The organism is Streptomyces sp. C, assembly GCF_000158895.1.
In the GTDB taxonomy this organism is placed as follows: Bacteria; Actinomycetota; Actinomycetes; order Streptomycetales; family Streptomycetaceae; genus Streptomyces; species Streptomyces racemochromogenes.
Genome location: NZ_GG657751.1, coordinates 473,755 through 499,198, shown reverse-complemented (window position 1 = coordinate 499,198; position 25,444 = coordinate 473,755). Strand labels below are relative to the sequence as shown.

The 25,444-nt window shown below is 68.9% G+C and carries 31 protein-coding genes; 20 read left to right on the top strand and 11 right to left on the bottom strand.

The window, feature by feature from the left end; genetic code table 11:
• Positions 1-514: 514 nt before the first annotated feature.
• Positions 515-2,242 carry an AAA family ATPase gene (locus SSNG_RS35605; protein WP_128637634.1) on the top strand — a complete coding sequence of 576 codons (1,728 nt, stop codon included), beginning with the start codon at positions 515-517 and terminating at the stop codon, positions 2,240-2,242.
• A 155-nt stretch (positions 2,243-2,397) separates the two neighbouring features.
• Here the strand turns inward: SSNG_RS35605 and SSNG_RS41490 are convergent, their stop codons facing one another.
• The gene (locus SSNG_RS41490; RefSeq protein WP_007268839.1) at positions 2,398-2,937 is read right to left on the bottom strand and encodes a hypothetical protein; all 540 of its coding nucleotides are present in this window, start codon (positions 2,935-2,937) and stop codon (positions 2,398-2,400) included.
• A gap of 392 nt (positions 2,938-3,329) precedes the next feature.
• Positions 3,330-4,184, bottom strand: a complete 855-nt coding sequence (locus SSNG_RS40805) for a DUF4231 domain-containing protein (protein ID WP_241695327.1) — start codon at positions 4,182-4,184, stop codon at positions 3,330-3,332.
• Between the two features lie 815 nt (positions 4,185-4,999).
• Here SSNG_RS40805 and SSNG_RS35595 point away from each other — a divergent pair.
• On the top strand, positions 5,000-5,842 hold the full coding sequence (locus tag SSNG_RS35595; protein ID WP_007268836.1) for an IS5 family transposase: 843 nt from the start codon (positions 5,000-5,002) through the stop codon (positions 5,840-5,842).
• Here SSNG_RS35595 and SSNG_RS35590 read toward each other — a convergent pair.
• The gene (locus tag SSNG_RS35590; RefSeq protein WP_042804677.1) at positions 5,837-6,235 is read right to left on the bottom strand and encodes a hypothetical protein; all 399 of its coding nucleotides are present in this window, start codon (positions 6,233-6,235) and stop codon (positions 5,837-5,839) included. The two genes, SSNG_RS35595 and SSNG_RS35590, sit on opposite strands and share 6 nt — an antisense overlap.
• Before the next feature lie 304 nt (positions 6,236-6,539).
• Between SSNG_RS35590 and SSNG_RS35585 the strand changes: the two genes are divergently transcribed.
• Positions 6,540-6,875, top strand: coding sequence for a helix-turn-helix transcriptional regulator (locus tag SSNG_RS35585; RefSeq protein WP_042804676.1), 336 nt, complete (start codon positions 6,540-6,542; stop codon positions 6,873-6,875).
• Between the two features lie 532 nt (positions 6,876-7,407).
• On the opposite strand, the gene SSNG_RS42740 is transcribed toward SSNG_RS35585, so the two are convergent.
• The 3 genes from SSNG_RS42740 to SSNG_RS42735 are packed head-to-tail and all read right to left on the bottom strand — an operon-like array spanning position 7,408 to position 7,912.
• Entirely contained in the window at positions 7,408-7,563 is a 156-nt protein-coding gene (locus SSNG_RS42740; RefSeq protein WP_165365092.1) for a hypothetical protein, read from the bottom strand.
• 2 nt (positions 7,564-7,565) lie between these two features.
• Positions 7,566-7,691, bottom strand: coding sequence for a hypothetical protein (locus SSNG_RS45095; RefSeq protein ID WP_277752181.1), 126 nt, complete (start codon positions 7,689-7,691; stop codon positions 7,566-7,568).
• Between the two features lie 53 nt (positions 7,692-7,744).
• Positions 7,745-7,912 (bottom strand): hypothetical protein, encoded by a 168-nt coding sequence (locus tag SSNG_RS42735; protein WP_165365091.1) that lies wholly within the window; start codon positions 7,910-7,912, stop codon positions 7,745-7,747.
• A gap of 369 nt (positions 7,913-8,281) precedes the next feature.
• Here SSNG_RS42735 and SSNG_RS35580 point away from each other — a divergent pair, with 369 nt between their 5' ends.
• The 7 genes from SSNG_RS35580 (at position 8,282) to SSNG_RS42730 (ending at position 12,641) form a co-directional block, all read left to right on the top strand.
• Complete coding sequence (locus SSNG_RS35580; RefSeq protein WP_007268832.1) at positions 8,282-8,479, top strand: hypothetical protein; 198 nt, start codon at positions 8,282-8,284, stop codon at positions 8,477-8,479.
• Positions 8,479-9,627, top strand: coding sequence for a hypothetical protein (locus SSNG_RS38455; protein WP_007268831.1), 1,149 nt, complete (start codon positions 8,479-8,481; stop codon positions 9,625-9,627). The genes SSNG_RS35580 and SSNG_RS38455 overlap by 1 nt, the downstream gene beginning before the upstream one ends.
• Before the next feature lie 61 nt (positions 9,628-9,688).
• Positions 9,689-10,000: a hypothetical protein gene (locus tag SSNG_RS35570; RefSeq protein WP_007268830.1), complete on the top strand. Its 312-nt coding sequence runs from the start codon at positions 9,689-9,691 to the stop codon at positions 9,998-10,000.
• Complete coding sequence (locus SSNG_RS35565) at positions 9,997-10,839, top strand: hypothetical protein (protein ID WP_007268829.1); 843 nt, start codon at positions 9,997-9,999, stop codon at positions 10,837-10,839. Before SSNG_RS35570 ends, SSNG_RS35565 begins: the two co-directional genes overlap by 4 nt.
• 16 nt (positions 10,840-10,855) lie before the next feature.
• Positions 10,856-11,230: a DUF6221 family protein gene (locus SSNG_RS35560; RefSeq protein ID WP_007268828.1), complete on the top strand. Its 375-nt coding sequence runs from the start codon at positions 10,856-10,858 to the stop codon at positions 11,228-11,230.
• Positions 11,227-12,480, top strand: a complete 1,254-nt coding sequence (locus tag SSNG_RS35555; RefSeq protein WP_007268827.1) for a tyrosine-type recombinase/integrase — start codon at positions 11,227-11,229, stop codon at positions 12,478-12,480. The genes SSNG_RS35560 and SSNG_RS35555 overlap by 4 nt, the downstream gene beginning before the upstream one ends.
• Positions 12,477-12,641, top strand: a complete 165-nt coding sequence (locus SSNG_RS42730; protein ID WP_007268826.1) for a hypothetical protein — start codon at positions 12,477-12,479, stop codon at positions 12,639-12,641. Before SSNG_RS35555 ends, SSNG_RS42730 begins: the two co-directional genes overlap by 4 nt.
• Here SSNG_RS42730 and SSNG_RS35550 read toward each other — a convergent pair.
• Complete coding sequence (locus SSNG_RS35550) at positions 12,638-13,927, bottom strand: helix-turn-helix transcriptional regulator (protein WP_042804674.1); 1,290 nt, start codon at positions 13,925-13,927, stop codon at positions 12,638-12,640. The genes SSNG_RS42730 and SSNG_RS35550 overlap by 4 nt on opposite strands.
• 199 nt (positions 13,928-14,126) lie before the next feature.
• Between SSNG_RS35550 and SSNG_RS42725 the strand changes: the two genes are divergently transcribed.
• Positions 14,127-14,288, top strand: coding sequence for a hypothetical protein (locus tag SSNG_RS42725; RefSeq protein WP_165365090.1), 162 nt, complete (start codon positions 14,127-14,129; stop codon positions 14,286-14,288).
• 7 nt (positions 14,289-14,295) lie between these two features.
• The gene (locus SSNG_RS35545; RefSeq protein WP_007268824.1) at positions 14,296-15,405 is read left to right on the top strand and encodes a methyltransferase domain-containing protein; all 1,110 of its coding nucleotides are present in this window, start codon (positions 14,296-14,298) and stop codon (positions 15,403-15,405) included.
• A 125-nt stretch (positions 15,406-15,530) separates the two neighbouring features.
• Here the strand turns inward: SSNG_RS35545 and SSNG_RS35540 are convergent, their stop codons facing one another.
• Together SSNG_RS35540 and SSNG_RS35535 are read right to left on the bottom strand one after the other, a co-directional pair.
• Positions 15,531-15,767 (bottom strand): DUF397 domain-containing protein, encoded by a 237-nt coding sequence (locus SSNG_RS35540; protein WP_007268823.1) that lies wholly within the window; start codon positions 15,765-15,767, stop codon positions 15,531-15,533.
• On the bottom strand, positions 15,764-16,669 hold the full coding sequence (locus SSNG_RS35535) for a helix-turn-helix transcriptional regulator (protein WP_042804820.1): 906 nt from the start codon (positions 16,667-16,669) through the stop codon (positions 15,764-15,766). The genes SSNG_RS35540 and SSNG_RS35535 overlap by 4 nt, the downstream gene beginning before the upstream one ends.
• A 462-nt stretch (positions 16,670-17,131) precedes the next feature.
• Here SSNG_RS35535 and SSNG_RS35530 point away from each other — a divergent pair, with 462 nt between their 5' ends.
• Positions 17,132-18,490, top strand: coding sequence for a hypothetical protein (locus tag SSNG_RS35530; RefSeq protein ID WP_128637633.1), 1,359 nt, complete (start codon positions 17,132-17,134; stop codon positions 18,488-18,490).
• 8 nt (positions 18,491-18,498) lie between these two features.
• Entirely contained in the window at positions 18,499-19,227 is a 729-nt protein-coding gene (locus SSNG_RS35525) for a 2'-5' RNA ligase family protein (RefSeq protein ID WP_042804673.1), read from the top strand.
• Positions 19,228-19,323: 96 nt separating this feature from the next.
• On the opposite strand, the gene SSNG_RS35520 is transcribed toward SSNG_RS35525, so the two are convergent.
• Together SSNG_RS35520 and SSNG_RS41485 are read right to left on the bottom strand one after the other, a co-directional pair.
• Positions 19,324-20,337, bottom strand: a complete 1,014-nt coding sequence (locus tag SSNG_RS35520; protein WP_277752180.1) for an aldo/keto reductase — start codon at positions 20,335-20,337, stop codon at positions 19,324-19,326.
• 41 nt (positions 20,338-20,378) lie between these two features.
• Entirely contained in the window at positions 20,379-20,852 is a 474-nt protein-coding gene (locus SSNG_RS41485; RefSeq protein ID WP_007268818.1) for an ATP-binding protein, read from the bottom strand.
• A gap of 330 nt (positions 20,853-21,182) precedes the next feature.
• Here SSNG_RS41485 and SSNG_RS44555 point away from each other — a divergent pair, with 330 nt between their 5' ends.
• The 6 genes from SSNG_RS44555 (at position 21,183) to SSNG_RS38445 (ending at position 25,427) form a co-directional block, all read left to right on the top strand.
• Positions 21,183-21,383, top strand: coding sequence for a DUF5999 family protein (locus SSNG_RS44555; protein WP_007268817.1), 201 nt, complete (start codon positions 21,183-21,185; stop codon positions 21,381-21,383).
• 371 nt (positions 21,384-21,754) lie between these two features.
• A complete protein-coding gene (locus tag SSNG_RS35505; protein ID WP_129593423.1) occupies positions 21,755-22,240 on the top strand; it encodes a hypothetical protein in 486 nt (161 codons plus the stop codon).
• 218 nt (positions 22,241-22,458) lie between these two features.
• Entirely contained in the window at positions 22,459-22,965 is a 507-nt protein-coding gene (locus SSNG_RS38450; RefSeq protein ID WP_050780056.1) for a DUF6624 domain-containing protein, read from the top strand.
• Positions 22,959-24,026, top strand: coding sequence for a hypothetical protein (locus SSNG_RS35495; RefSeq protein ID WP_007268814.1), 1,068 nt, complete (start codon positions 22,959-22,961; stop codon positions 24,024-24,026). Before SSNG_RS38450 ends, SSNG_RS35495 begins: the two co-directional genes overlap by 7 nt.
• A 124-nt stretch (positions 24,027-24,150) precedes the next feature.
• The gene (locus tag SSNG_RS35485) at positions 24,151-24,654 is read left to right on the top strand and encodes a hypothetical protein (protein WP_007268813.1); all 504 of its coding nucleotides are present in this window, start codon (positions 24,151-24,153) and stop codon (positions 24,652-24,654) included.
• Between the two features lie 17 nt (positions 24,655-24,671).
• Positions 24,672-25,427: a hypothetical protein gene (locus SSNG_RS38445; protein ID WP_007268812.1), complete on the top strand. Its 756-nt coding sequence runs from the start codon at positions 24,672-24,674 to the stop codon at positions 25,425-25,427.
• The last annotated feature ends 17 nt before the right edge of the window (positions 25,428-25,444 follow it).

Sequence of the window (25,444 nt, the reverse complement as noted above, 5' to 3'; positions counted from 1 at the left end):
TGGTGAGGCTGGCCGGTCTCCGGAGGGCAGCCCCCGAGCCCCGAGGACGTCAGAGGGCAGGCCAAAAGGGATGCCCCCACACCAGGTGTGTGGGGGCATCCTGACGCGTCCCAGGCGTCGCCTCAAAGCGCCGCACCATGCGCGACCGCCGTTCTAGCGTGTACGGCGGGTGCAACGGTTTCACTGCGCAGCGGTTTTGTCGCCGTTGTGCACAGACATCAGCGCCTTGGCCGAAGACCGCGCCACGGCGCGGCGCCGTCCCCGGCCACGGCGCCCGTGGCGTCCGCCGAGGACGATGTGCCTCTGCTGGAAGGCTTCTGACCGGAGGCGCCCTCGACCGCCAAGCCGTAGACCTGACCGTGTCGAGAACAGACGTCAGAAGCCCCCTCCCCGCGTCCAAGATTCCGACGGGGCAACCGAAGAGGCCCTGGTCCGCCAGGCCTCCGGAGTAGGCTCACCGCACTTGTTAGGGCGGAAATCCGCCTAACTGCCCAGCTCACAAAGGTGTGTGTCCATGGCAATCGAGTTCGGTCTTCAGGAACTGACCCTGGCAGGAGGCGTCACACTCAACCCGCCAAGAGACGGCATGACCGTCTTCTTCGGCCCTAACAACAGCGGCAAATCGGTGCTTCTCCGGGAGCTGTCCCTCGGCCTGGGCGGTGCGGTGAACAGCACCCCGCGGTGGGTGATGCAGGTGGTGCCGTATCACCGCGGCGGCGGAGAAGACCTGATCGACTGGATGCACGACAACGGGCACCCCTCAACACCTCACCACGAGCTCGGCGGAGTCCTCTACAGCCTCGACCTGCGGAGCGGCGGCGCCTCGCACACCAAGGACACCCTCATGTCCGCCTGGGAGAACCAGCAGTACTCAGCCCTCGGCGGCCTGCTGATCACGCAGGAACTCACCGAAGCAAGGCTGGAAAACCGAACAGTCTCCACAAACTGGAACCGAAGCCACCCACCGACCGACGCAGTCCAGGTGATCACGGAATCCAGAGACATCCAGGACAGGCTGTCCAACCTGATGTACAGGGCGTTCAGCAAACGAATCGCCCTGAACAGGGAGGGCGCCGAGCTCATACTCAAGATCGGCGAGATCGGCATCCCCGAAGGGCCGTACCCCCTGTCCCCCGAAGTCCGCCGAGCCTACGACCTGCTGCCCGAGGTACGAGAACAAGGCGACGGACTCCGCAGCTTCATGAACCTGATCCTCGCCACAATGCTCCGCCCCACACCCGTCATCGTGATCGATGAACCCGAGGCGTTCCTCCACCCACCCCAGGCCCGCCTCCTCGGCCGTCTCCTCGCAGAGGAGACGCCCTCCCCCTGCCAGCTCTTCGTCGCCACACACAGCGCGGACTTCCTCGCCGGCGTACTCGAAGCCGACCACAAGCCCGTCTCACTCGTCCGACTCGACCGGAGCACAGGCACCCCACAGGCAAAAGTCCTGCCACAAGAAGACCTCGCAGGCATCCTCAACACCCCGCTCCTGCGCTACTCCAACATCATCGCCGGCCTCTTCCACGACGCCGTCGTGCTGTGCGAAGGCGCCGGCGACGCCCAGTTCTACGCAGCCACCTTTGACGCCATCAGAGGATCCGACCCCCACAACAACATCGTCTTCCTGCACACAGGAGGCAAAGAGCCCCTGGCCGACGCAGCCCGCCGACTGCGCCAGTGCGGCATCCCCGTGGCCGTCATCACAGACCTCGACCTGCTCAACAGCGAGTACCACACCCGCCGGGCCTTCGAAAACCTAGGCGGCGAATGGGACACCTCCACAGCCGCAGACTTCAAACTCCTGACCCATGCCACATCCCACAAGGCACCACTGCCCACCCGCGAAGCCCTCGCCCAAGAACTGGAGACAGCCCTCGACGGCCTGGAAGCCGAAAGCCAGCTCACGGCCTTCCACGCAGCCAAGATCAAAGCACTCCTGAAAGAGCCCACAGGGTGGCGCACCCTCAAGAAGTCAGGCATCGAGAACCTCAACCAAGACGGACCCCTCGCCGACCAACCCGCCTACCAGGCCACCCAGCGCCTGCTCACCCAAGCCGCCGCCATCGGACTCTTCCCCATGCCCGACGGAGAACTTGAATCCTGGCATCCGGACGTCCCCCGGAAGGAGAAAGCCGAGTGGCTCAGGCAAGTCTTCGCACAAGACGGCCCCTACAAGAACCCCAGCCCCAGCCTCAGAGCCTTCTGTGCCCAGATCACCGACTACCTTTTCCCACAGTGAGTGGACCTGGAGGGAGGCCTCTCCCCCGCCGCTGGAGGTAGCCGCAGTGCCTGCGGCCCCGTGGACCTGGACGAGGTCGGCAGCAAAGGTGCACACCCCGACCGCCGAGTAGCTATGAAGGCCGGGGGGCGGCTCTCAGCCAGCCCCAGCCGTGCTCAGCTCACACCTCGCAGGTGTTCGGCATGTTCACCAGGGCGGCCTCCCGTGATCCCAGGAGCAGGCATGGGCGAGCTGCCACCGGGCACAGCAGGCGCCGTCATGCCCGGTTCAGGTGGAGCCGCTACAGCGCGCTCGTAGATCAGGACGCCGCCCGCAGTGGCCACGCATCGAGTGCCCACGGGCAACCGTTCGACAACGCCGAGACCATTAATCGTTCCGGTGGCCATAATCCGCTGCAGGTGGTCACGCCCGTAGAGGACCTGGCCCGGCGCATCCCACGTCCCCGTCAGGCAGACGACCGGATCGGCCAGAAACCGGCCGCCCTGATCCTGGGCGACCGCGATCCCGACCGCGTTGAGCTCCGCCTCCGCGACCTCCACCGGGCTGTGACACGGCGGGCACAGCACGAACGCCAGGCGCCCGCGCTCCCAGCGACCGCTCCAATCCGTGGCCTCGGGCGAGGTCCAATCCTGCGGTGCGGGCTTCCGGCAGCGTCCGCACTCCAGCCGCGCGCGGCGCACGCGGTTCGGCTTCATACGTCCCATGCCCGGCCCAACGGCCGGCGCCCCCACCGGGTAGCGGCCTGGGAACCGGGGAAGTCCGAGGCCAGCTGCTGGAGCCCGCCACTGGCGCACGCCAGCACCGGACAGTCAGAACAGCGTGTCCTGGTCAGGTTCCTGGCGAGGGTCGACCTCCTCGCCGTTCCACTTCGCTTCAAGATGCCTCCGCCAGCCGGACGGCGGAGGCCACGGCACTCCCCATTCAGCCAGCTGCTTCTTACTCCAGCCGCCATTCGCGGTCTGCGCAGCGGACACCTCATCAGGCGAGGGCACATAGCCACCACCGACCAGGAGAGCCCCCTTCCCCGCGTCGGCCCACCAGCTTCGCTCAGCTGCCGGCGCCCTCTCATGGTGGTCTCCGAGGTCCGTCACACAACCGGGGAACCCTGTGGAGACGCCTGGTCCGCAGGCTGGTCAAGCTGCTGCTCACGACGACGCTGCTCATTGCGCAGAGCCTCTACACGCTGAGTGAACAGAGCGAGCGCCTGATCCTCCTGGTCCGGCCCGAACTCTTGGTACGCGCCCACGCCCAGAGACAGGGCATTGACCTCTTCCTCGATGGCATCGGCGGTCTGCCGCAGGAAGTAGCTGCGCTCCCGGTACTTGTAGTACCCGGTGAATGCGCTTGCCAGCGTGACGGAGAAACCGAGCGCGATCACCAAGATCGTCTGCCAGTTCCACACCCTCGCCTCCAGAGCCGCGAGCGTCGTCATCGCAGTCGACCCGACCATCACCAGAGACTGAAGAGCGTTATGGACCCGCCGGTACCTGCGGCCCTCACGCTGATACTGCACGACGACCTCGGTCACATCCTCGCGGTACAGCCCCCGACGTTCCCGCAGCGGCGCCTGGACCAGCGCACTCAGCCGCCGCAAGGACTCCTGGTCCCGCAACAGGCGTTCCCCCAACTCGGCCTTGCTCTTCGAGTACCTGTCCGGGCCCTCCACTGTCATGCCACCCACAGCGACATAGGATGCCTTCATCCAGTGGGTGATCAACGCCCCAACGACGAACGCCGCCGACACCACCAGGATCGACACCAGTACACCGTTGCCAGCCACGAGAAGGGCGTGGTCCTTGGCACATAACGCAGACCACGCCACCAAGGCCGGAACAGACAACAGCATCAGAAGGAGTGCCGTACCAAACCAGCGAGCCCTTCTCCTCTTCCAGGCAAGATCACGCTCCCCCTCACGGACTTGCCGCTGAAGATTGCTGATCAAAGCTCTGACTTCAGAGCGAGGGGTGTCTTGCGCGCTGACGGTCAACTCTGCTCCCGTTCCCGAGGAGTCCTAGTACCACGGGGGCCGAGTATCACCCAGCACCCCGACACCATCGGCAGGAACCGCGGAGGCTGTTACACGCCCCGTACAACACCACGAAGACGCCCAGGACGCCAAGCGGCTGGTACGGAAAGGGCGCCCGCAACCGTCAGTTGCCAAGGTCCTCCCCACGGACTTCCGGACGGACAACGGCGACCTCCCCCTGCCAGCAGGCCGCCGCAGGCCTGGCCCGGATGGCCGCCTGGACCGAGGAGTCCGTCTGGGCCGCCGTGCGCGAAGCCGACCACAACGCCTACGGCACCAGGCTGGTCCAGGCTCTGGAGGGCGGGAGCGCCGACACCCTGCTGGCCCACGTCCCCGCAGACGACCCCGGCGCTGCACTCGCTCCGGAGCTTGGTCGACGTCCTCGCCACCACAGCGGACAAGCCTCGGAGGGCCCCGAACGACGCCGCCTGACTGTCAGGGCGAGCACAGTGGCTGGGGCCGGGGGGGAGGTGCGGAGTAGCTCCCGTGCGCCGGCGTCCGGGTGCCGGTCTTAAAGAGTGTTTTATCCCAGCAGGGGCACTTCATCACGCTTTAGGTAACGGACCGCTTCGGGCCGGCTGGGGCAGCAGACCTGTCTTGTGACAGGTGAGGCGGATGACGGCCTTCGAGAGCCCGTTTCGGGCCCTTCGCTCCTGTCTGATCCCAACACGCCCCCGGTCACGCCGGTTTGCGCCCTGTGGCGGGACGGCGGCCATCGGTACTACAGAAACATGCCTAGCAGACAGCGACCGTATCCGAGTGACCTGTCCGACGCCCGTTGGGATCTGCTGGAACCAACTCTGACGGCGTGGCGGGCCGAGCGAAGAGGGAAGGGCCTGGACATCGGCCGACCGCCCGAGCACGATCTGCGCCGGATCATGGACGCCATCCTCTATGTTGACCGGACCGGGATCCCGTGGCGGTACCTGCCGCACGACTTTCCTCCATGGGAGACGGTTTACGGGTACTTCGCCGCCTGGCAGAAGGACGAGGTCTTCGGCCAGCTCAACGGTCTCCTGCGACGCCTGGTCCGGGAGGCCGAAGGCCGCGACGCCGAACCCAGCGCCTGCATCCTGGACGCCCAGAGCATCAAGACCTCGGCCAATGTGCCTGCGACCGGCCAAGGCATCGACGCGGGCAAGAAGATTGCGGGCCGCAAACGGCACATCGGCGTCGATACGCTCGGCCTCCTCCTGGCCGTGCTGGTCACAGCCGCCAACGTTTCCGACAACGCCGGCGGCATTCAGGTTCTCTCGAGCATCGCCGCAGACCATCCGCGTATCACGAAGGCGTGGGCGGACACGGGCTACCGCACCAAGGTCATCGACCACGGCGCCCGCCTCGGCATCGACGTCGAAGTCACCCGCCGCGACCCTGCTCACAAGGGCTTCAAGGTGATTCCGCGACGCTGGGTCGTCGAGCGGACCTTCGGCTGGCTCATGCACCACCGCCGCCTCGCCCGCGACTACGAAACCCACCCCCATCGCTCCGAAGCGATGATCCACCTCGCGATGATCGACCTGATGAGCCGCAGGCTCACCCGAGAATCGACTCCGAACTGGAAAGACTCATAGCCGCCGGGCCACGCTGACCCGCGCATCCTCACTCCTCATCGACCGCGGCCAGCGGCTATTGATGAGACTCGCCGCTTCCCGACAGGCGCCGCAGGCGTCTTCCCGTTCCGGCAGCCACGAGTAGTCGGACGGTGACATGCCGGCTTCCTGGATGCCGCACAGCGTCTTGTCAAAGATGCCGAACGCGTGGGAGACACCAGGGGCAAGGCCGTCCGCGGCAGCCTTCTCCCAACGCATCCTCAGGGGCAGATACGGCGGTCGCGAAATCTCGAACCACTCGCCGCCCACATGGGTGGCCGCATGGCACCACAAGCAGGACCAGATCTCTTCTTCCCAGACCGTCGGCGGCACCGGCCACCGCCACATCGACCGCCCGCACACATCACACTCCACAGGCGGATCCTCACACGCCAACACGGGCCGACCCCAAGCGGCCAACATTGCGCCAGTTATCAAACGCCCCGGCCAGGACAAAACGCTCTTTTAGCCGCCCGGAGTAGGAACCAGCGCCAGGCGTGAGCCGGGGCCCAGCCGGGCCTAATCCCCGCAAAAATGCCGTCATTCGGTCCGTCGGTCATGCCACCAAACTACCAACGAAGTTTCCCTAAGAGCAACTGCGTTGCCTTGGAGGCTACAGTGGCGCCAAGAAGCTTTCCTGGTATCCAGGATCGGATCAGAGCTCGATATGATGCCTGCCATGGAGAAGTCCGCGAAGCAGCATGCACGGGAAGCCGTCACCGACCTCGAGCTCAAGTTCATCGAAGCCGTAGAACACGGACGACTCCGCGCGGAACTCACCTACGAACAGCTCGGCCGCCACCTCGGCATGTCCAAAAGCCAGATCAGCAAACGCCAGGACGGCCAGATCACCTACACCCTCCGCGACATGCACCACATCAGCCAGCTCCTCGGCATCGACCCCCTCGTCATGGCAGCCGGCCTCGGCACCTGGCTCAACTACATCCACCCCACCGAAGTCCACCACCGCCTCGACACCCCCACCGCCAACAGCAATCCAGGCACCACTCCCTGACAGCCAGCCTCCGCCGCAAGCCCCAGCGCAGGAGTCTTTCGTAGGCGGCCCGGCCGGCGACCTGCCACTGGACCACTGCCATGGCTGGCCACGAGTCACGCCGTCTGGGGACCACCCGCTGGACGAATCGCGAACTCTGCCCCGAAGCCGCAGGGCGGTTCGAGGTCAACTCGACTCTTGCATTTGTGAGGTGTTTGCGGTGAATCCCGAAGTCCGCATGGGTGGGTTGAGCACCCCCCGCCCTGCCGCGGCCGCCCCCGTCTGGGCGCCGGCCGGGTTCGAGCTCGATCGCGGTGGCCGCAGGGTTGAGGACGCAGGTTCCGCAGCGGTCCTTGAGGATGCAGATCTCGCCGGTGACCCGGTCCGCGGCGCGGCCCTCGTTGCCGTGCACCTGCTGCTCGCCGGTTTTCATGACACCTCGTCCGCCAGGGCGGCCTCCTCGCGCATCTCCGCCACGGTGAGCCCCCTCCTTCAGGCCGCAGGATCACGCCATCGCGATGCACGAGGTCGGTGACGAACTGGGCGAGGAGCTTCAGGTCTTGTCCGCTGGTGCCCCGGTGGCCCGGCGGGGCCGTGAGGGCCTCCTGCTCAAGGTGTCGCGCTGGGCGGCGCGCTGGATTGTGTCGAGGTATACCGACTCTTCGCTGGCAATGGCCCGCGCGAAGTAGGCCTTGTCGCTGTCCTCCATGGTCAGTTCTCCTCCTGCTTGAGGAGGTGGGCAAGGCCCTTGCGGAAGGCGCCGAGCTCCTCGTCGCGGATCTTGTGCCCCTTGACCGGGCCGTTGCCGGGGCCGATGCCGACCACGGGCCGCTTCATTCCGTGCGGCCACAGCGGCGGATTCTGGTCGGCCCCCTTGGCCAGGACGCTCTTCAGGCCGTTGGCGTGGCCGTTGAGGCCCTTGCCGTCAACCGCAGGGCGTCGGCCGACACCCGGCCGCCCCGGAGTGCCTCGCGGACGATGTCCTGCGCGCGCGGCGGCAGGAGCTCGAAGTAGTCGCGGGCTCGGCCGGGGGTCCAGGTGGTGTCGGGCTGGAGCACGGCCCCGTGTTTGACGCTGACGGCGCCAAAGTCCCTCAGCGCCTGGGGCGCAGATTGTCGATCACGATGGTGATGCGCACGGTCGCTCCGTACTGCGGGACGTGGATGCACGTGTTTAGGGCGAGCGGTGCCCACCGTTGCCGTCCACGCCCCTTCCTGTCCGGTATTCATCCTCATTCGGCCAACGAGCGGGTGAACTTCCCCGCCGTGTCCGCTACTTAGGCATGCCTTACCGGGTATTCTCGCTGGAATACCCAGTACCCCCCTGTACCCTGACGGAGCGTCCGGACACAGCTGCCGGAGCACACCGACGGCGGTGGCCCCCGCGACGGAGGACCACCGGCCGGCCCCCTCCCCGAGGAGAACACCGTGCTGCCCCAGATCCCCCTCACCGATCCCCGCGTGCTGGCCCTGGCCCGGGCCCGGCAGCAGCTCGCCCACGACGCCGGCCACCTGCCGACCTGGGAGGAACTGACCGACCAGGAGCGGGCCGACGCGCTGCCCGACGCCCGCAACTACCTGGAAGCGGCCATCAACGCCGACCTCATCCCCGCCGAGGAAGTCTGATGCCCGATCACGCGCAGGACGAGCTGCCCGGGCGCGAGCCCTCCGAGGACGGCCGGACATCAGCGGCCGAGGGGCAGCCGGACCCGGCGCCCGCGGTCCCGTCTCCGGTACCGGCCTCCAGGAGGCCGGTCCGCCGCAGGAGGGAACCGGTCAAGATCGCCTTCGGTCCGGTCGAGAACGGGCTCGACTACCTCATCAGCGTCACCAAGCACCTGAAGGGTGACCCCGCTCCCCGGGACCTCAAGTACGCGATCCTGCACCTCGCGGCGGCCGCCGAGGTACTGCTCAAGGCGCGCCTGCAAGGTGAACACTGGTCGCTGGTCTTCGAAAAGCCGGAGACCGCCACCCGGGAAAGCTTCGACCATGCGGACTTCAAGAGCTGCGGCTCGATCGAAGCCCTCGACCGGTTGCAGAGGCTTGCGCAACTCGACGTGGGGAAAAACGGCTCGACCAAAGACGACTTGCAGCGCCTGATCAAGTGGAGAAACGCCCTCCAGCATTACGGCCTCACCACATACACGGAGGGCGAGAAGGGGTCGAAGACACGGAAAACAATCTACGCACCCGCCGTGGAGAAACTCGCCGCCAATCTGCTCGACTTCCTCCTCACCTTCGTGCGGGACGAGCTGTTGCCGTCCAAGCCGCGCGGCAGCAGCCAGCACCTGCGCCTGCACGACGAGATGCGGCAGCTCAGCAGTGGCCTGTCGGACATCAAGATGTTCCTGACCGTCCGCTGGAGCAACCTGCGCGCCGAGCTGGATCCGCTGAAAGACCAGACGGTGCAGTGCCCGACCTGCCAGGAGTTCGCCTTGCTGTGCAACGGCAAGGCCGAATGCCGGTTCTGCGGCATGTCGGAGGAGACAGGGGAACGGGTAGCCGACGAGTACGTCGACCTTGTGCAGGAGTTCATCTCCCTCAGCGACCCGCGAAGGGTAATTCACCCCTGCCCCGAATGTGCAGAGTTCAGCCTGGTCGCCGACGTGGAATTCGCCAGCGGACGGCGCGCCGAATACTTCTGCTTCACCTGCGGGGGAGAAAGCGTGCCCTCGAACCTCGCCTACTGCGACGTTTGCGGAATTCCCGCCGAGGCCAAGGACGGCCTGTGCCTCTGCCCTGACTGCTTCGACGCGCGCCTCGCGCGCTTCTGACGACAGCCACATCAAAGCCGTCCACCTGCGATCCAGTCCAGGCCCACCGAGAGGAAGACGCATGAGCGACAGCGCCCACCAGGCGAGCCGAATCCCTGAGACGCCCCGTGCGCTGCACCACGCGGAAGGCGATACCCCCATGCACGCGGGGTACCGCTACAACGCCGGGGGCCTCGGGGTGCGTTCCGACCTCGTTCAGGCCGTCCTCGACGCCTGGGCGGGCATCAGCCCGAGCGGCGACCCCGCCCTGACCCTGCGCAGCGTCAACGACGACGCCGTCAACAGCGTCGACAACCTTGCCCGGCTCGCCGCCACTGCCGTCGCCCAAGCCCTCCAGCTGGCCACCTCCCAGGAAGAGACCCCGCAGCCGTGAGCAACACTGCCGAGCACCCGCTGCCCCGCCCCCGTACTGGCGAACCGGCCGCCACCCGGCCGACGATAGGCACTGGACTGCTCGAACGTGCCGCCGCGCTGGAAGCCCGCGTGCCCCCGCTCACCGCCGGCCCCCGCACCGACGACGAGCGCGCGCTCCTGGAGAAGGCCGACGCCCTGCGCGCCGAACACGCCCGCCAGCAGCACGACGCCGCAACCGCAGCGGCCAGCCCCGACGAGCGGTGCACGACCGCGTCCCCGACCTTCCAGAAGGGCACCGAGTACTACGCCGCCAAGCCGCCGCTCGGCTCGCCCGGCATCGTGATCCGGGTCGCCGAGGACGCCGGCCAGCCCGGCCTGCTCCACACCGGCAAGGTGTTGGTCGAGACCGTCGGCGAGGACGGCCGCGGACTGCGCAAGCGGTGGCTGCTGTCCGACCAGCTGCACGACTCCCCCACCACCGCCGCCGGCAGGCCGCGCACCACCGGCTACATCCGGCTCCGGCCCGGCCAGCCCGTTCCCGCCCCGCGCGGCGACGGCAGCAGGCTGGGCCGGATTTCCGACCCGGAAGCGGGCGATGCCGTCGCGGCCGCGCTGCGCCTCGCCCTGGACGACGCCGCCCGCTCCCTCCGCGGCCTCGGGCTGTCCCTGAACGGCAGCCCGGCCTCGTGGGCGCACTCGGACTCCTCGATCGAGTGGGCCCTGCGGGCCGACCAGGTCTTCGAGACCCTGGCTGCGCTGGCCGCACGGGTTGAGCCGTACGCCGCCACCCCCGAGGCCGCGGCCCGCCGCGTGCCAGCGGCCGCCGACGCCGTCGCCGGCCAGAGCGCGAGGGACTGAAGGGACCGAACCGCCAATGAGCAGCAACCCCGCCCTGGTGTGGATCGCCTTCCTGCGCGCGCGAGTTGAGGACGAGCGCAGCCTGGCGCAGGCGGCCGGGGCCGGCGGCTGGTGGGAGCCGACCGGCCCCGGCATCGCCGTAGACGGCCGGATCACCGCGAGGATCCTCACCGGCGCCGGCGTCCAGACCGACCACGACGTCGCGATGCACGTGGCCGCCCACCAGCCGCACCGCGTCCTGGCAGACCTCGACGCCAAGGAGCGGCTCCTCGACCTGTGCGAGCGGCAGGGCGGCCGGCTCGCCCCCGCCCTCCTGGACGTCGTCGTGGCGTTCGCGGAGCCGTTCCAGGACCACCCCGACCATCCCGAGAACTCCCGGGAGGAGTCGTGAGCGACGAGACGGAGATCATCGACGCCGAGCTGGTCGACGACAGCGAGGTGCTGCTCCCGGCCCCGCCCGAGCAGGCTCCGCGGCCGCGGTTCGTGGTCACCCAGCACACCATGCTCGGCCCTGGCGAGCTGCCGCCGAGCTCCGAGCCAGCAGCACCGGGCTGGACGGACGCCGACTTCCGCCTCTCCCCCGAGGACGTCGAAGACCTCAACAAGCCGAACGTCGCCGACAACACCGACCGCAACCGCCGCTCGACCCTGGGGCGGTTCAGGCAGTGGTGCGCGGAGCAGAAGCCACCGCTCATCGCCGATCCGTGCACCACGAGTACCTACACCCGCTACGGCCTGCACCTGATCCGCCTGGGCCGGGCCGGCGAGTACAAGCCGGACAGCGTGGGGAAGTACATGTCGCGGATCTGGAACGCGCAGCCGAAGAACCTGCGGCCGGACCGCGACCCCTTCCTCGGCCAGCTGCGGGCGTGGCGCCGCGAGTGGGCGAAGGCCGGCGGCGAAGTCGACCGCGCCGCAACCGCCACCATCGGCTACACCCTGCGGATCCTCGACACGGTGGACGAGTCCACCAACATCGGCAAGCGCGACGCCCTGCTGATCGCCCTGGCCTACAGCAACCTCCACCGGGAGACGGAGCTCGCCGACATGCTCGTCATGCACCTGCGAGTCCTCGACGACCAGATCCGCATCGTCACCGCCGCCTCCAAGACCGACCAGGCGGGCGTCGGCGTCCCCAACACCATCCGCGACCGGGCCGACCTCCAGCAGGTCCGACGCGCGCGTGCCTGGCTCGCCGTCCTGCGCGACCTCGGCGCCGACGGACCCCGCCAGCCCCTCTTCCCCGGCCTCGCCTCCACCGGCCGCCTGCGCCGCTACCCCGAAGACCGGAAACGCGGCAACCGGATGCGGCCCGGCACCATCAACGAGCGCATCCAGCTCCTGGCCCAGCGGGCCGGCGTCGCCTACATCGACGGCCGGAAGGTCACCTCCCACTCCTTCCGCCGCGGCAGCAACACCGACATGAAGCAAGCAGGCGTCTCCCTCGCCGAGCGGAACATCGCCGGCCGGTGGAAACCCGGCTCCTTCACCGCCGACACCCACTACGACAACCCGCTCGGCGCCGGCACCCGCGACCCGCTCGCCCAGGTGCCGCTGTACGGCGGACCCGCACACGAGGCGGTCGCGGCCGCCCGCGCAGCCGCCCAGCCACAGGCCGCCCCCGCAGAGGAGCAGCCGTGAGCCGCTACCTCGCCGTCCTGCGCTTCGAGGCGGGCGGGCCCGCGGTGACCGGGGAGTGGGTGGCGCTCGCGACGGCGGAGCGGACCCACCGGAACTGGATCGGGCTGTACGGGAACCACCCCACGGCCGTCATCCAGCTCATCGAGGCCGGCGATGCCTAGCTGCTGGCGGCACCTGCCAGGGCCCCGAGCTCGCGTACCCCGGCGGTGCGGGGGTTACGCGTGCGCAGTTCGGTGACGATCTGCCAGATCGGGGGGCGGTCGGTGACCTCGGATCGGGACACCCGAGCGGCCTTGAGCAGTTCGGCGGCGGTCTGTTCCGGGTTGCCGCGCTGCCACCATGCGCGGGCGAGGTCTGTGTGCATTCGGCCCTTGCGCTCTGGTGTTGCGAACTGGCCGGCGTGGAGGTTGCGGCCGGCTTCCAGGGCGTGTCCCGCGTCACCGAGCGCCCAGTGCACGCCGACGGCATAGAGGTCGATGGCGGCGGGCGTGATGGGGAACAGGCGCCCGGGCGGGGGCTGGTGCGGGAGGTCGCGTGCGGCGCGTCCGGCTTCGCGGATCATGGTCAGGGCCTGGTCCCGATCACCTGCGATTGCGGCGGTGTAGGCGGTGGAGGCCAGCATCTGGGCGTATGCGGAGGCTTGCGCGTCGGTGGCCAGCCCAGTGGTCTCGATGCCGGACACGGCGGCTGTGATGTGCCGCTGCGCGGCCGCTTCCTGACCTTGGTGGCGCAGGACAGCAGCGAGTTCGCGGGCGGCGGCCGCGGCCGCGAGGGGCGAGCCGGAGACCTGCGCGTAGGTGCTGGCCCGATCCGCGGTCAGCCGGGAGGGCCCGTAGTGGCCCAACTTGTTCAGCAGCGTGGAGGCAAGGGTGTAGGCGGTGGACAGCCGCGCGTAGCCGAGGTCGGTACGGGCGGCGGCCGCAGCGTGGTGGGCGTCGCCCAGGAGGCCGGGCAGGGCCTGGAGGAGGTCGGTGTGCCGGCTGGCGTCGAAGAGGGCTCGGGCGGAGGCAAGGCGCGCGTCGAGCGGCAGCGGGGATCCGCTCGGGTCGGGCGTGGTGGCCAGCGCCGTCTCCAGGCCTCCGAGGAGACTGAGCGGTGCCGCGAGCCCGGCGGCTGCGATGACGGTGCGGCGGAGCATCGGATCCTCTCGGACGGACGGAGCGTCAACTGCCACTGTAGGCGGGGTTGGTGCTCGTAACCCCAGCGATGCGGCCAGCAGTTCGGACGGGACGCCGACCTCGACCGCTGCTGCCTTCAGCAGCGGCAGGTCCCCGTGCCGGCCGCCCTCCAGGCGGGAGACGGTCGAGGCGGAGCAGCGCAGCCGTTTGCCGAGGTCAGCCTGGCGCCAGCCGAGGGCCTCTCGGCCTATCCGGACGAGGCCGCCGGCCTGCTGGCCTGCGGCAAGAGCCTGGGCGCGGCGGGTCGTCCACAGCGGGTCGGTGCTCACCGGTCCCCCTCCAGCCAGAGGCGGTTCACAGGTCTGCCGCCCCCCACCCTATGGCCTGTGACCGGGCAAGCACAGCGCGTGTGCAGGATCTGCAAGTGGGATGCAGGATCTGCACACCCGGCTCCGTCCGCCGCACGGCTGTGGTGTTGTGGTGACGCACAGCAGACAGCTCGTAACCGACCGGTGAGGGGAGCACGTCATGGCGAAGGACAAGAACGGGAGCGGAAGCAGCGGCGGGAACGACGGCAGCGGGAGTCACGCAAAGCCGAGCCCGCCGCTGTCGACCGGCACCCCGCCGCCCGGCAACAGCGACGGCCAGGTCTCCAACCCGGGTTCCGGCACGGGCAAGCGCAGGAGGTAGGACTGCGATGCGTCTGGACGACCGCCGCACCGCGCTGGCGGAGGCCATGGACGCCCAGGGACTGTGGCCGGCGGACTCCCCGTGGGTCCGCCGCGCCATCCTGGATGACGTCCCCCGGCACCTCTTCGCCCCTGACACCTTGTGGATGTGGAGCGGGACCGCCTACGTGCCCGTCGACCGGGCGCTTCAGCCCGAGGCCTGGGCCGACCTCGTCTACGCGGGCCCCTACGACTCAGCCATCACCCAGATTGGGGACGGGCTGCCGACGTCGAGCCTGTCCTGCGTCTGCGTGGTCGCGGACATGGCCGACTCCCTGATTCTCGAACCCGGGCACCGGACCCTGGAAGTCGGCGCCGGCATGGGCTGGAACGCCGCCCTGCTCGCGCACCGGGCCGGGCCCGGACTGGTGACGAGCGTCGAGGTCGACCCCGGCCTCGCGGCGGCCGCACGGCAGCGGATCAAGGCAGCCGGACTGGACGCCGCGGTGCACCCCGGCGACGGGAACGCCGGCTGGCCGACGGGCGCGCCGTACGACCGGCTGATCGCGACGTACGCCGTCGAGAGAGTCCCCTGGACATGGGTTGCACAGGTGCGCCCCGGCGGACGGCTCGTCACCCCCTGGGGCCGGCTCGGACACGTCGCGCTCACCGTCACCGCCGACGGCGAGTCCGCGACCGGCTGGGTCCAGGGCCTCGGGATGTTCATGCCCAGCCGCGGCGTCGATCAGGGGCGCGAGCTGCACGCCATCCGAGCCGACCAGCCGGCCGACCGCACCAGCCGTACCGAACGGAACGTGCGGCTGCGGGCGCAGGAGCTGGGTCTGCTGTTCTCGCTGCGGGTCACGGCCGCCGACATCCGGATCACCACCGGCGAGAGGGAGCAGGGCTTCACCGCCTGGCTCCACGACGGAGTCGGCTCCTGGGCCACCGCGACCGTGGGCCCGGCCGGGGCTACGGTGCACGAAGGCGGCCCCCGGCGCCTGTTCGAAGAGGTTGAGGCCGGCTGGCGGCACTGGGAGCAGCGTGGGGCTCCCGGGCTGTTTGACTTCGGGATGACCGTGACAGCCGCGGAGCAGATCATCTGGTGCAGGTCGCCCGACTCTGGGCACTACGGTTGAGGCTCAGGTGGAAGGCGGTGGCCGTGCTGATGGGGTAAGTGGTGGGGCGTCTGGGTGTGGGTGTACGAGAAAGCCTGGCTCTCCCCGCTACGGGCTGGGGGAGCCAGGCGTCGTCGTGCTGAGGGTCAGGCTGTGTGCTTGCCCTCGGCCGCGTGCCGGATGAAGGCCTGGAACGCGGCTGGTCCCAGCAGTAGGGCCGGCCCGTGTACGTCCTTGGAGTCGCGCACGGCGACGCTCGCGTGCTCGGTGGAGCGAAGATCGGCAACCTCTACGCAGTTTCCACCGCCTCCGCTGTACTTGGATACGGTCCAGTTCACCTCCGTCAGGTCGATAAAGGCCGGGTTTGCCTTGTCCAGTGTCACTTCTGCAGCTCCTTGATCATGTCCTTGAGGAGGGTGCGTGTGGCTACGGGGTCGAGTGCCCGCTCCCACAGGCCGGTGAAGACTTCGGTGTAGCGATCCACCTCTCCCTCCTTCTCGAAGTACAGCGACCGGTTCATGGTCTCGACCCAGGCCACGTCGCGGTTCGCCTGGGGGAAGCTCATCAGCATGAAGGCGCCGGCCAGCCCAGGGTGGCAGCCGACGTTCCTCGGCAGGATGCGGATGGAGGTCCGGGGGTTTTCCTCTGCTCGCAGCAGGTGCTCTAGTTGCTCGCGCATGACACTCCGGTCTCCGACGGTCCGCCCCAGTGCCCCTTCCTCGATCAGCGCCTGGAACATGTGGAGTGGCCCATCGGCGATCTTTCGCTGTCTGTCCAGGCGGACTTCCAGGAGGCCGCGAACGTCCGCGGGCTTGAGCTCGGGGCGCATCGTGCTGATGGCGTGGAGGGCGTAGCGCTCGCTCTGGAGGAGTCCGGGCACGAGTTCCGGCTCATAGTTGCGCAGGGTTGAAGCCTGTGGTTCTTGTTCCAGATAGCCCTGGAAGTTCATCGGCCCGAGTAGCTCGGCATGGCGCCGCCAGAGACCGGGCCTGCGTCGGCGTCCGGGTGACGCAGTACCCGTGGTGAGCAGGTCGAGGATCTGGCGCGCTGTCTGGTCGTCGGCCTGGTAGTACTCCAGCAGCGCCTCGATCAGTTCGCGTGGTACGGCGCGCCGCTTCCCGCCCTCGATCCGGCTTAGCGCGCTGGTGTCGGTCTTGATTCCCCGCTCGTGAAGCCACGCCACGACCATGGCCTGCGTTACGTCCCGGTTCTCGCGCAACACCTCGATCCGCCTGCCGAGTTCACTGAGGGTCAGCGAGCGAGGTGGCCTATTTGGGTCCGGCATGGTGGTCAAGTGTGCCGGGTCTCGACGAGCCCGACAACCAAGTCAAGCGAGCAAATTGCTCTGGTGTGTTGCGCGCAGCTTGCAGCGGCGAGCATTCTTAATGCTGTCACGATGCGTACTGCTGTCGCAGCTTCGTGTGACCTACCCCGCTGGGCGACGCTCGTGGCAGTGTGAGGAGGACAGTCACTATGTCCCACCGGACGGTCTTCTGCGCCCTTGTTCAGGAGCCTGGTAGGAGCGGCCGGGGGAGTCCTGCTCTCCCTTCGAACCGGCCGTGGCTTCTCTCGCCAGCGACACGTCGGATCGCTGGGTTGCCCGTAGGCCGGGGCGGTCATCCCTCGACGTGCGTCGTGGGCGGGCCGGAGCACCTGGTCGCACCCTCCTGTGCAGGCGTTCGGCCATGCGCAAGAACCTACGAATGTGAGAGACGGCTTTCACGACCGAGCCGCGAGGGGATGAGCATTGGCCGGCACGACACGGTTCGTACTGCTGCTTCAGGAGAAGGGCTGGTCCACGTACGAGACCTTCTGCATCCACTTCGCCAAGGCCGCGGCTCGTGCCGCGCAGAAGGAGAATGACCCACGGCTCGCCGAAGTCGCGGTGTCACGAAGCAGCTTCGACCGCTGGACAGGACGCAGAGGAGACGGGAACAAAGGGACTCCGCGCCGGGAGTTCTACCTGGTGCTGAGTCACATGTTCAACATGTCGGTCGAGCGTCTCTTCACGCCCGTTGACGCCCACCCGCTGGGGACAGCTCTGCCGAGTCCGCTGCCCTTGCCCACTGCCCAGCAGCTTGGCTTCGACAACCCGACGGAGGTCATCACGCAGGCCAGGGCGCTGACCGGAACGAACGCTGAGCCCCCGCTGCTGCTCATGGTCGCCACGTCCATCGAGAGCATCGTCGACCGGTACGAGGCGCTCGGACCACAGCAGCTGGCTGGTGAGACACGGCTTCTGAGAAGGCTTGTGCACTCTGTTCTCGAAGGCCGGCAGCCACCCCGGGTACGGGCCGAGCTCTTCGGCCTGGCTGCCCGCGCGGCCGGCCTCCTTGCCTACATGGCGGTCAACGCCAGCGCGTCCTTCGAGGTCGTCGACGCGTACTGCACCGAGGCCGAAAGCCTGGCTCGCGAGATCGGCGACAGCGACCTGGAGATGTGGGTTCATGGCACTCGCTCGCTTGGCCTGTACTACCAGAAGCGGTATGCGGAGGCCGACGCCGCGGCGCTGGCCGGGATCTCCTTAGCCCCCGAGAGCGGCCAGGCCATTCGACTCCTGGTCAATGGACGCGCGAGAGCCCTCGCACGACTGGGTAACCGCCGTGGTGCCGAACTTGCCATCGAAGGGGCGATGCAGCTGTCAGACCGGCACACAGGCCTTCCCGACGGCCTGACGTCGTGCATCAGCTTCGCCCCCTACTCCGTTGCCCGCTCCCTCGCGAACGCCGTCACCGCACGCCTCTCACTTGGCGACACAGCTGAGGTTCTCAGCTACGGCGGCCAGATCAACGACCTGATCGCGCACTCCGACTCCGAATGGAGCCGTGCGCTGGTCGGGCTGGACACGGCCACCGCACTCCTCCAGTGCAAGTCACCGGAGGTCGAGCAGGCGATGGTCCTGGGCCGCCAGGCCTTGCGGGCAGGAACCACAGCGCCGATCAAATCGGTGTGGCAGCGCGCCAACGAACTGTACGAACAAGCTGTCCGCTGGCATGGCGAGCCCGACGTGGGGGACTATGCCGAGGAGCTGCGTACGTGGCGATCACGGCCGCAGGCCGAGCTGGTCGTCGTCGGATCCGGCGCGGCCTCCGTACCAGAGCACTAGGGAGATCTGTGACGCCCAGGCTGGACCTCGACCCGCGGGCGTTCCCCTCCACGCCTCCTCCTGACCTTGACGACCCGAGAAGGATCGTCGACCACGACTGGGAGGCCTTCGCCGCCATTGGCCGCATGACCGACCACTGGATGCGTCCCGGATGGTCAGCGGGGCAGCGCGCCTACTACTGGATGCTCACATTCTCCGGCTTCCCCGCTCTGATCAGCCGGGCACGGCAATGTCAGGACGAGCTCGCGCACCTTGGCATGGATGCTGTCCCTGCAGATGGCCTGCACGTCACGATCACCAGGGTCGGTGACGTCTCCCGGGTCCCGAAAGCCCAGGTGCAGCGCCTCGTCCGCCTAGCCGAGAGCCTTCCCGTCGCTCCCTTCCAGCTCGCCGCTCACCCTCTTGCGGGATCGCGTGGCGCGCTGCGATTCTCGCTCTCTCCCTGGCGCCAGCTCATACATCTGCATGCCGCCCTCGGGGCGGTCGGAGTCCAGGTGGGCGTTCCCGGCGGCAAGCCGACTTCCGGCTTCCGGCCCCACTTGGGGGTGCAGTACAACAACCGCGACCGTCCAGCCCATCCCGTGATCGCGCAGGTCGAACTGCTTCGCGTGCTCCCGCCGGTGCTGCTCGACATCACCGCCGTGGATCTTGTCGAGCTCCGCCGTGAGGGTGCGGCCTACCGGTGGGAGGTCGTGCACCAAGTTCCGCTCCAGCTGCCCGGAACGATCACTGGATAGATCGACCACGGCGTGCGCGGCAGCCCTCGCCCCAGGGACCGGGCCACGGGTCCCGCGGGCTGGGGCTACGACGGCCAGGACGTCGACGCCTCAGGCTTAGGCACTCCATCGCGTCCGCTGGGCCTGCGGATCCTCAAGACCGGCGCGGACCCAGGAGTAGATGTCGTCGATCAGGGACAACTCCGCGCGGGTGAGCGAGGGACTCAGGCTGCCGAAGTTCTCCCTCGCCTGCCCTGCGTTCCTCGCGCCGGCAACGACGATGCAGTGGCCGGCCAACTGGAGGGCTGCCCGCAGGGCCAGTTGGGTCAGGGTCCGGAGGGTCCCCCCAAAGTCTTCGCGCACAGCCTGCGGGCCGGAAGGGAGCGACGGCAGGGAAGTCAAGGCCGCCGCGGTCGAGCCCGGCTCCTGCCGCTGGGACCGAGCGCCTCGGTCAGTGACCGGGCCGTGGGCGAGCGGCGCCGCCAAGACCAGCCCGACACCATGCCTGGCAGTGAAGGAGAGAAGGTTCTCACCTTCAAGAAGGACCCCCAGCGTAAGCGCGTTGAAAGGGGTCCAGAGGACGTCCGGCTGGATCAGCCGGAACAGGTACAGGAAGCGCTCCGTGTACGCGGTCAGTTCTGCCGGCGAAACGCCGTAGGAGAGCTCCGGCCCGCGCATGCCGATCGCCTTGATCGCACCGAGCTGACGAAGGGTGCGCATCTGCTCGATGGCTGAACCCAGATAACGGTCGCCAGGGCCGAAGTCCAACGAGTCGAGGGAGTAGAGCGCGAGCTCCTCGACGTAGAGGTTCTCCAAGGTCTGCTGGAACTGATGGTGGATGTGACGCCCGGCGTAGGGGTGGGGTGCTGAGCCGCGTAACCTGCCGACCTTGCTGCTGAGGTGCAGTAGCCCGGCGGGGTGCTCCCGTAGGAACCGGCCGATCAACCGCTCAGAATGGCCCTGTCCGTAGGAGTCGGCAGTGTCCATGAGCGTGGCGCCGCAACCCACGGCGCGCTGCAGCCCATCGAGGAAGCACTGGTCGGCCGACGTTGATGAGTCTGGGCCAGCCAGGAAGCCATCGGGGCCATCGCCTCCAACATCACAATGGACTCCGAGCGGATGAACGAACACGCCCCGGCTCAGATGCCTGGGCGTCAAGGCCGACGAGGGCACTATCGGTCACCGCGCGGCAGGATGAAGAGCGCCAGAACGATCTTGCCGACAGTGGTCGCGGACACCGACAGGGCGCTCGTGAAGTGGGTGACGAGCAGCAGTCCGCGGCCGCCCAGCGCCAGCGTCTCAGGGGCTTCGTCCTCATCGCAGATACCCAGCGGAGGGAGAAGTACCGGGACTGCACCCACGTCCGTTCCGCAGTCCACCACACCGACGGCAGCGCCATACTCGAAGATGTCGAGGGTCAGCGCGAGGGGCCCGTCGGTGTGCTCGACGGCATTGCCGACGAGCTCACTCGTCACCAGGATCACTTCCTCGACCTGTTCCCTGCTGGCCCGGGCCGTCAGAGCTGTGCGTACCTCGGCACGGGCAAACCGCTGCGGAGCCGGGCATCCGGCCAGACTGATATCGCGATGCCCGACCAGCTTTCCGAGCCGTCGGTCACACAGCAGGTCGGCGGTTGTCGGGGGCACTCTCGTCTCCTCGCACTCGCGACGCCCTACGGCGTGGGCCGCGATCGGCCCGGGTTCAACGGTGCAGGACGGTGCGTGGCCACCGAAACGGCGAACATTCACCATTTACTCGCCGCTTCGCGGGCCCGGAGCTCGTTCGATGCCGAAAGAAGACGGGACAAAAGGGGCGCCCTGTGCTTGCCCGCTAGCGGCTCCGGTTCCTGAAGTGGCGACAAAGTGGTGACTATTCGCCGTATCGATGCCGAAGAACCGGCGGCACAGTGGAAACCGCCGACACCGTGCCACCTGAGCCGGTTCGCCCAGCCCCCACGATCTCCAAGGACGTCTGCCATGTGCCAGCACAAGACGCCGTGCCCGAGCGCCGAGGCCCCTGACGGGGCAAGGGCAGTCACAGTTGACCCCCACGCGGATCAGGGCTGGGTTCGGCTCTGTAACGGCGCGGTGCTCTTCGACGACACCGGGCTGCTGCTCCCGAATGGTCAGGCCGTCGCCCCCCACCGGCCGCTGCCCACCTCGGCGAACGCGGCATGACGGGCGGTCGCCACCGCCGGACTCGGCTCCCCAACCGAGCAGCTGAGACCCTCAGCCACCGGAGCGGATCCGACCAGCCGGCGGCAGGCGCCACGCGACCGCGAGGTGAGGCCTGGGTGTCCGCTGTGCTCACGGGCGCCGAAACGCAGGCCTGCGGTGGCAGCCCGACCGGTACCCGTCGGCTCTCGGAACCGAATGGGGCGGCGTTCGCGGAGCGGGATCTACTGGACCGGGTCCTGACCGGCTTACACGACCTCGACATTGAGGGTGAGACGGCCAGGCGCATACAGCGCCTCACAGACGTCCGGGCGCGCCTGGCGCAGGTCCTTGGGTGGCTGACGGCCCTGCCGGGGACGCAGGCCACCGGTCGTGTGATCGAGCGGACGGCGGGGTGGCTGTACTCCGAGCCCCGGGACGCGGGCAGCCCCTCCGATGGCTACCTGGCCACGCTGGAGAACGTCCTGCATTTCGCGACGGGGCACCTGAACCGGACCGCGGTGGCAGTGGCCTACGTGGTCCTGCCAGCGAGCGTCTCCCCGTGGCAGATGTTCACGGCCCTGGAGCACGCGGCGGAGCGGACCTGCGCGCACGTGGCGCGCCGGTTCCATGACGTACCGGGTCTCACTGCGGGCGACCGGGTCGGCTTCCGCGAAGCCGAGCAGCTCATCAACGCCGGGCAGGCACAGGTGCTCGTGACCCCGTCGATCGCGCACCTGGCCCCGGACCGGGTCCCGGACGCGTGGGGGTACCAGACGCCCGAGGGCATCCGTGCCTGGCTGAACGCTCGCGGCGTCCGGCTGGTCCTGGCCGACGACGCCCAGGTGCCCGGCAGCATGCCAAGAAGATTACCTGCCTGAACCGGCCTCTTCCTTGAGCCCAGCTTCCACGCCCCCTTTCCCTGCACGGGGCGCCAGCCTCCACCACCAGAACCACCTGTCGATCGACGGAGAGATCACCCATGCCCTTCCGACTGCCGCCCGCCCCAGCGCCAGGCACCAGCACACCGGCCACCCACGGCCGTGTGCTGCTGCCCTCGGCACGGGAACGGTTCCGTATCGGCAGCCGTCTGCGCCGGATGGCACGAGCCGAGCAGCAGGCGGTCGAGCACGCCCTCGCTCTGCCAGCGGCCAGCAACCGGCGGGCCGATCTCGCCGCCGTGCGACGCCGTCAACAGGCGTCCCTGAAGTCGATCGTCGCCCGGTACGGCTGGCCCACGGAGACCATCTACGGCAGTGCCGCCGCGACGGCCGCGGTCAAGATCGTGTGCTGCTGCCAGGATCCGGCCTTCGTACGGCAGTGCCGGGACCTGCTGCTGGAGGCGGTCCACCAGGGGGACTGCCAGCTGGTCCACTACGCCTTCGTCGACGACGTGCTGTCCATCCGAGCCCGGCAGCGGCAGGTGTACGGCACACAGGTCGACCCGCGCACGCTACGCCCGTACCCGATCCGGGACAGCAAGGCCGTCAACGACCTGCGCACGGCGTGCGGGCTCCCGCCCCTGCCCGGCATGCCGACTGACAGCGGCCTGATTCTCCCCACCACCCACACCCTCACGGTTTCCCCCAGGGGGTACGGGTGTTGACCCGCGAACCCCTCCCCGCGGCGGGCGGCCCCGAGGCGCCGTTCAGTGTCCGGTATGCCAGCCGGCAGGACGCGCATCTGCTGCACGCATTGGTCATGAAGCACCGGCGGGCCTGTGCGGATCTGTCGTCATGCCGGGATGCGGAAGCGCTGGCGGACCAGATCGCCGCTGGTGCGCTCGGAAAGTCGTCGCGGATCTGGGTGCTCTGCGACGCCTCGTCGGGCTGGGTCGTGGCAGCCGCGTACGCGGAGGTCAGACTCGACGCCGACGGGACCGGACGTCTCCTCGTACGGGGGGTGGTGGCTGATCCGGCGCGGGAAGGTGACCGGCCGCGGGAGCTGCTGGTGGCTTGGCTGACCCATTGGTCCTCCCGTCGCCCGTCCCGGATCTGTGAGATCCGTGTGCAGGTGGACTGTCCCATGGCGCGGGCCCGAGGTTCCGGCAAGGCTGTGATCTCGTCCAGAGAGCGGGGCGTGGACGGCTTCGTGCAGCAGGTCGATGTCCGGGCGCCTCAGCCGCTTCCCGCGCTGGCCTCCATGGTGGCCGCCGTCGACGAACCGTCCGCTGGCGGCCTCATTGAGGTGCTGCCGGTCGGTGTCAACGACTACGAGGTCGTCGCGCAGTTCCTACAGAGGGAGGGCGGCGAGGGCGTGCCCGAGGACTACACCCGCCCGCCCGCCCCGGCCTCGGGCTGGCTGCTGCTGAAGGAAGGCCGCCTGGCGGCGGTGTTCACGCTCCGCAGGAACCCTGCGAGGCGCCCCGGATGGCGAGGAGGCGTCGAGGAAGCCCCCGCGCTGCGCCTGGAGCGGCTCCAGGTGGCGGCGGATGACCGCCGCCGGACCCTGGAGAGGCTCACCGAATGGGCCGGCGACTACGCGGCGAACTGGCACCTCGCCGTCCTGGAAGCGCCGGTGACGGAACCCGACCTCGTCCGCCACCTGGAAGACCTGCACTGGCGGGCCTCAGCGCTCCGCACCACCCCCAGCGGACACGCGCTCGTGTGGGTAATGCAACGCCGTCACCAGTGCGCCGACCCGTCCGGCAACGGAACTGCCCCGTGACTGGCCTCCACACCCTGCACCGCGCGGTCCGGATCCTGGCCCCGGTCCTGGGCAGCCTCCTCACCCCTTCGCGTACCGACACCCCTGACCTACCCATGCAGCGCCTGCAGTCCCTGGAGGAAACATGGCGTACCTCTACGAAGGCCGACTTCGACCGCAAGCCCTGTGCGGCGCCGGCCCCCCGCTCGACCGGGAGCGCGGCCTCTCCCGGGCTTCGATGACGACCTGGACGGATCCGCTCCGGGAGCCCCTGACTGCGACCTGGCGGGCCCGCTGCGGTGACGACTTCCACGCCGTACGCGTCACGGCCGCCGCTGGAGCCGCCGCACATGCCCGTCTCGGTGCCCAGGGGCCGGTGCTCGCCAGCGCCTACTGCGGCATCTGGTACTGGCTCCTCCCGGTGAACGAGGTCGCCCCGGGCAGCTGGTCGGTGCCCGGCACCCGCATCATGCCCGCCAGCGCCGTCATCTCCATACCGCCCGCGACCGCGCGCACCGGACCGGACATCCACTGGATCGTCCCGCCCGGCCCCGGCTCCACCCGCGCAGCCGCGCTCGCCAAGGCCCTCACCGGACGGACGGCCCCGGCCGTCACCCAAACCACACGATCCAGCGCCCGCGCCGTGTAGATCTCCGGAGACTCGCCATGACCGCCTCCACACCGATACTCGCTCCACGAGCCCTCAGACGTGGCGGCGCGGGGCTCAGCGCCCTGACCGCCCAGGCAGCGGGGCTCGGCACCTCACGGTGGCCGTTCATCTCGCGGCGCACCACCGAGCGGCCTCAACTCGCGCGGCTGCTGGTCCGACGGGACGGCTCCCTCGGCTACCCCGACGAGCGGGAGGAGGACCGGGACACCGAAGGCGGGCTCTGGGTGAGGATCACCAGCGACCCCACCGGCGGCGGAAGGGTGACAAACGCGCTCCCGCACTACTACCGCCAGCGTCACCTCATGCGTGAACTCCTGTGCCAGGTCTGTGTGGGAGCCCCGGCTCGCAATCGCCACGGTGACTTCCTCTTCGTCCTGCCGGACGGCCCCGAGAGGTTGGCTGGCCTGGACCTGGAGGGCGTCAGGGAGGCGACACCGCCGGTTTGCCTACATGACGCGGACGACTCGGCAGCGGGCTGTCCTCGCCTGACGCGATGCGTGGCCCTGTGGGTGCGCCGCCCCCTGCTCTACGGCGTGCACGGAACGAGGTACGGCCTCGGCCCGCAGGGTCTCCATGTGCTTGGCCTCGGGATGGCGGAGTACGAAACCCCGGCCCTCGGCTGGGTGGTGGCGACCCAGATGGTCCGCAGCCTCAACGGCGTGACGGTCGACGAGGAGCTCACCGCTCATCTGCGCGCCCTCGGCCAGGCCCGGCAGTCCCGCCCCCACGCGCCCGCCAGCACCACCGCCTGAACGGCACACAGCAGTAG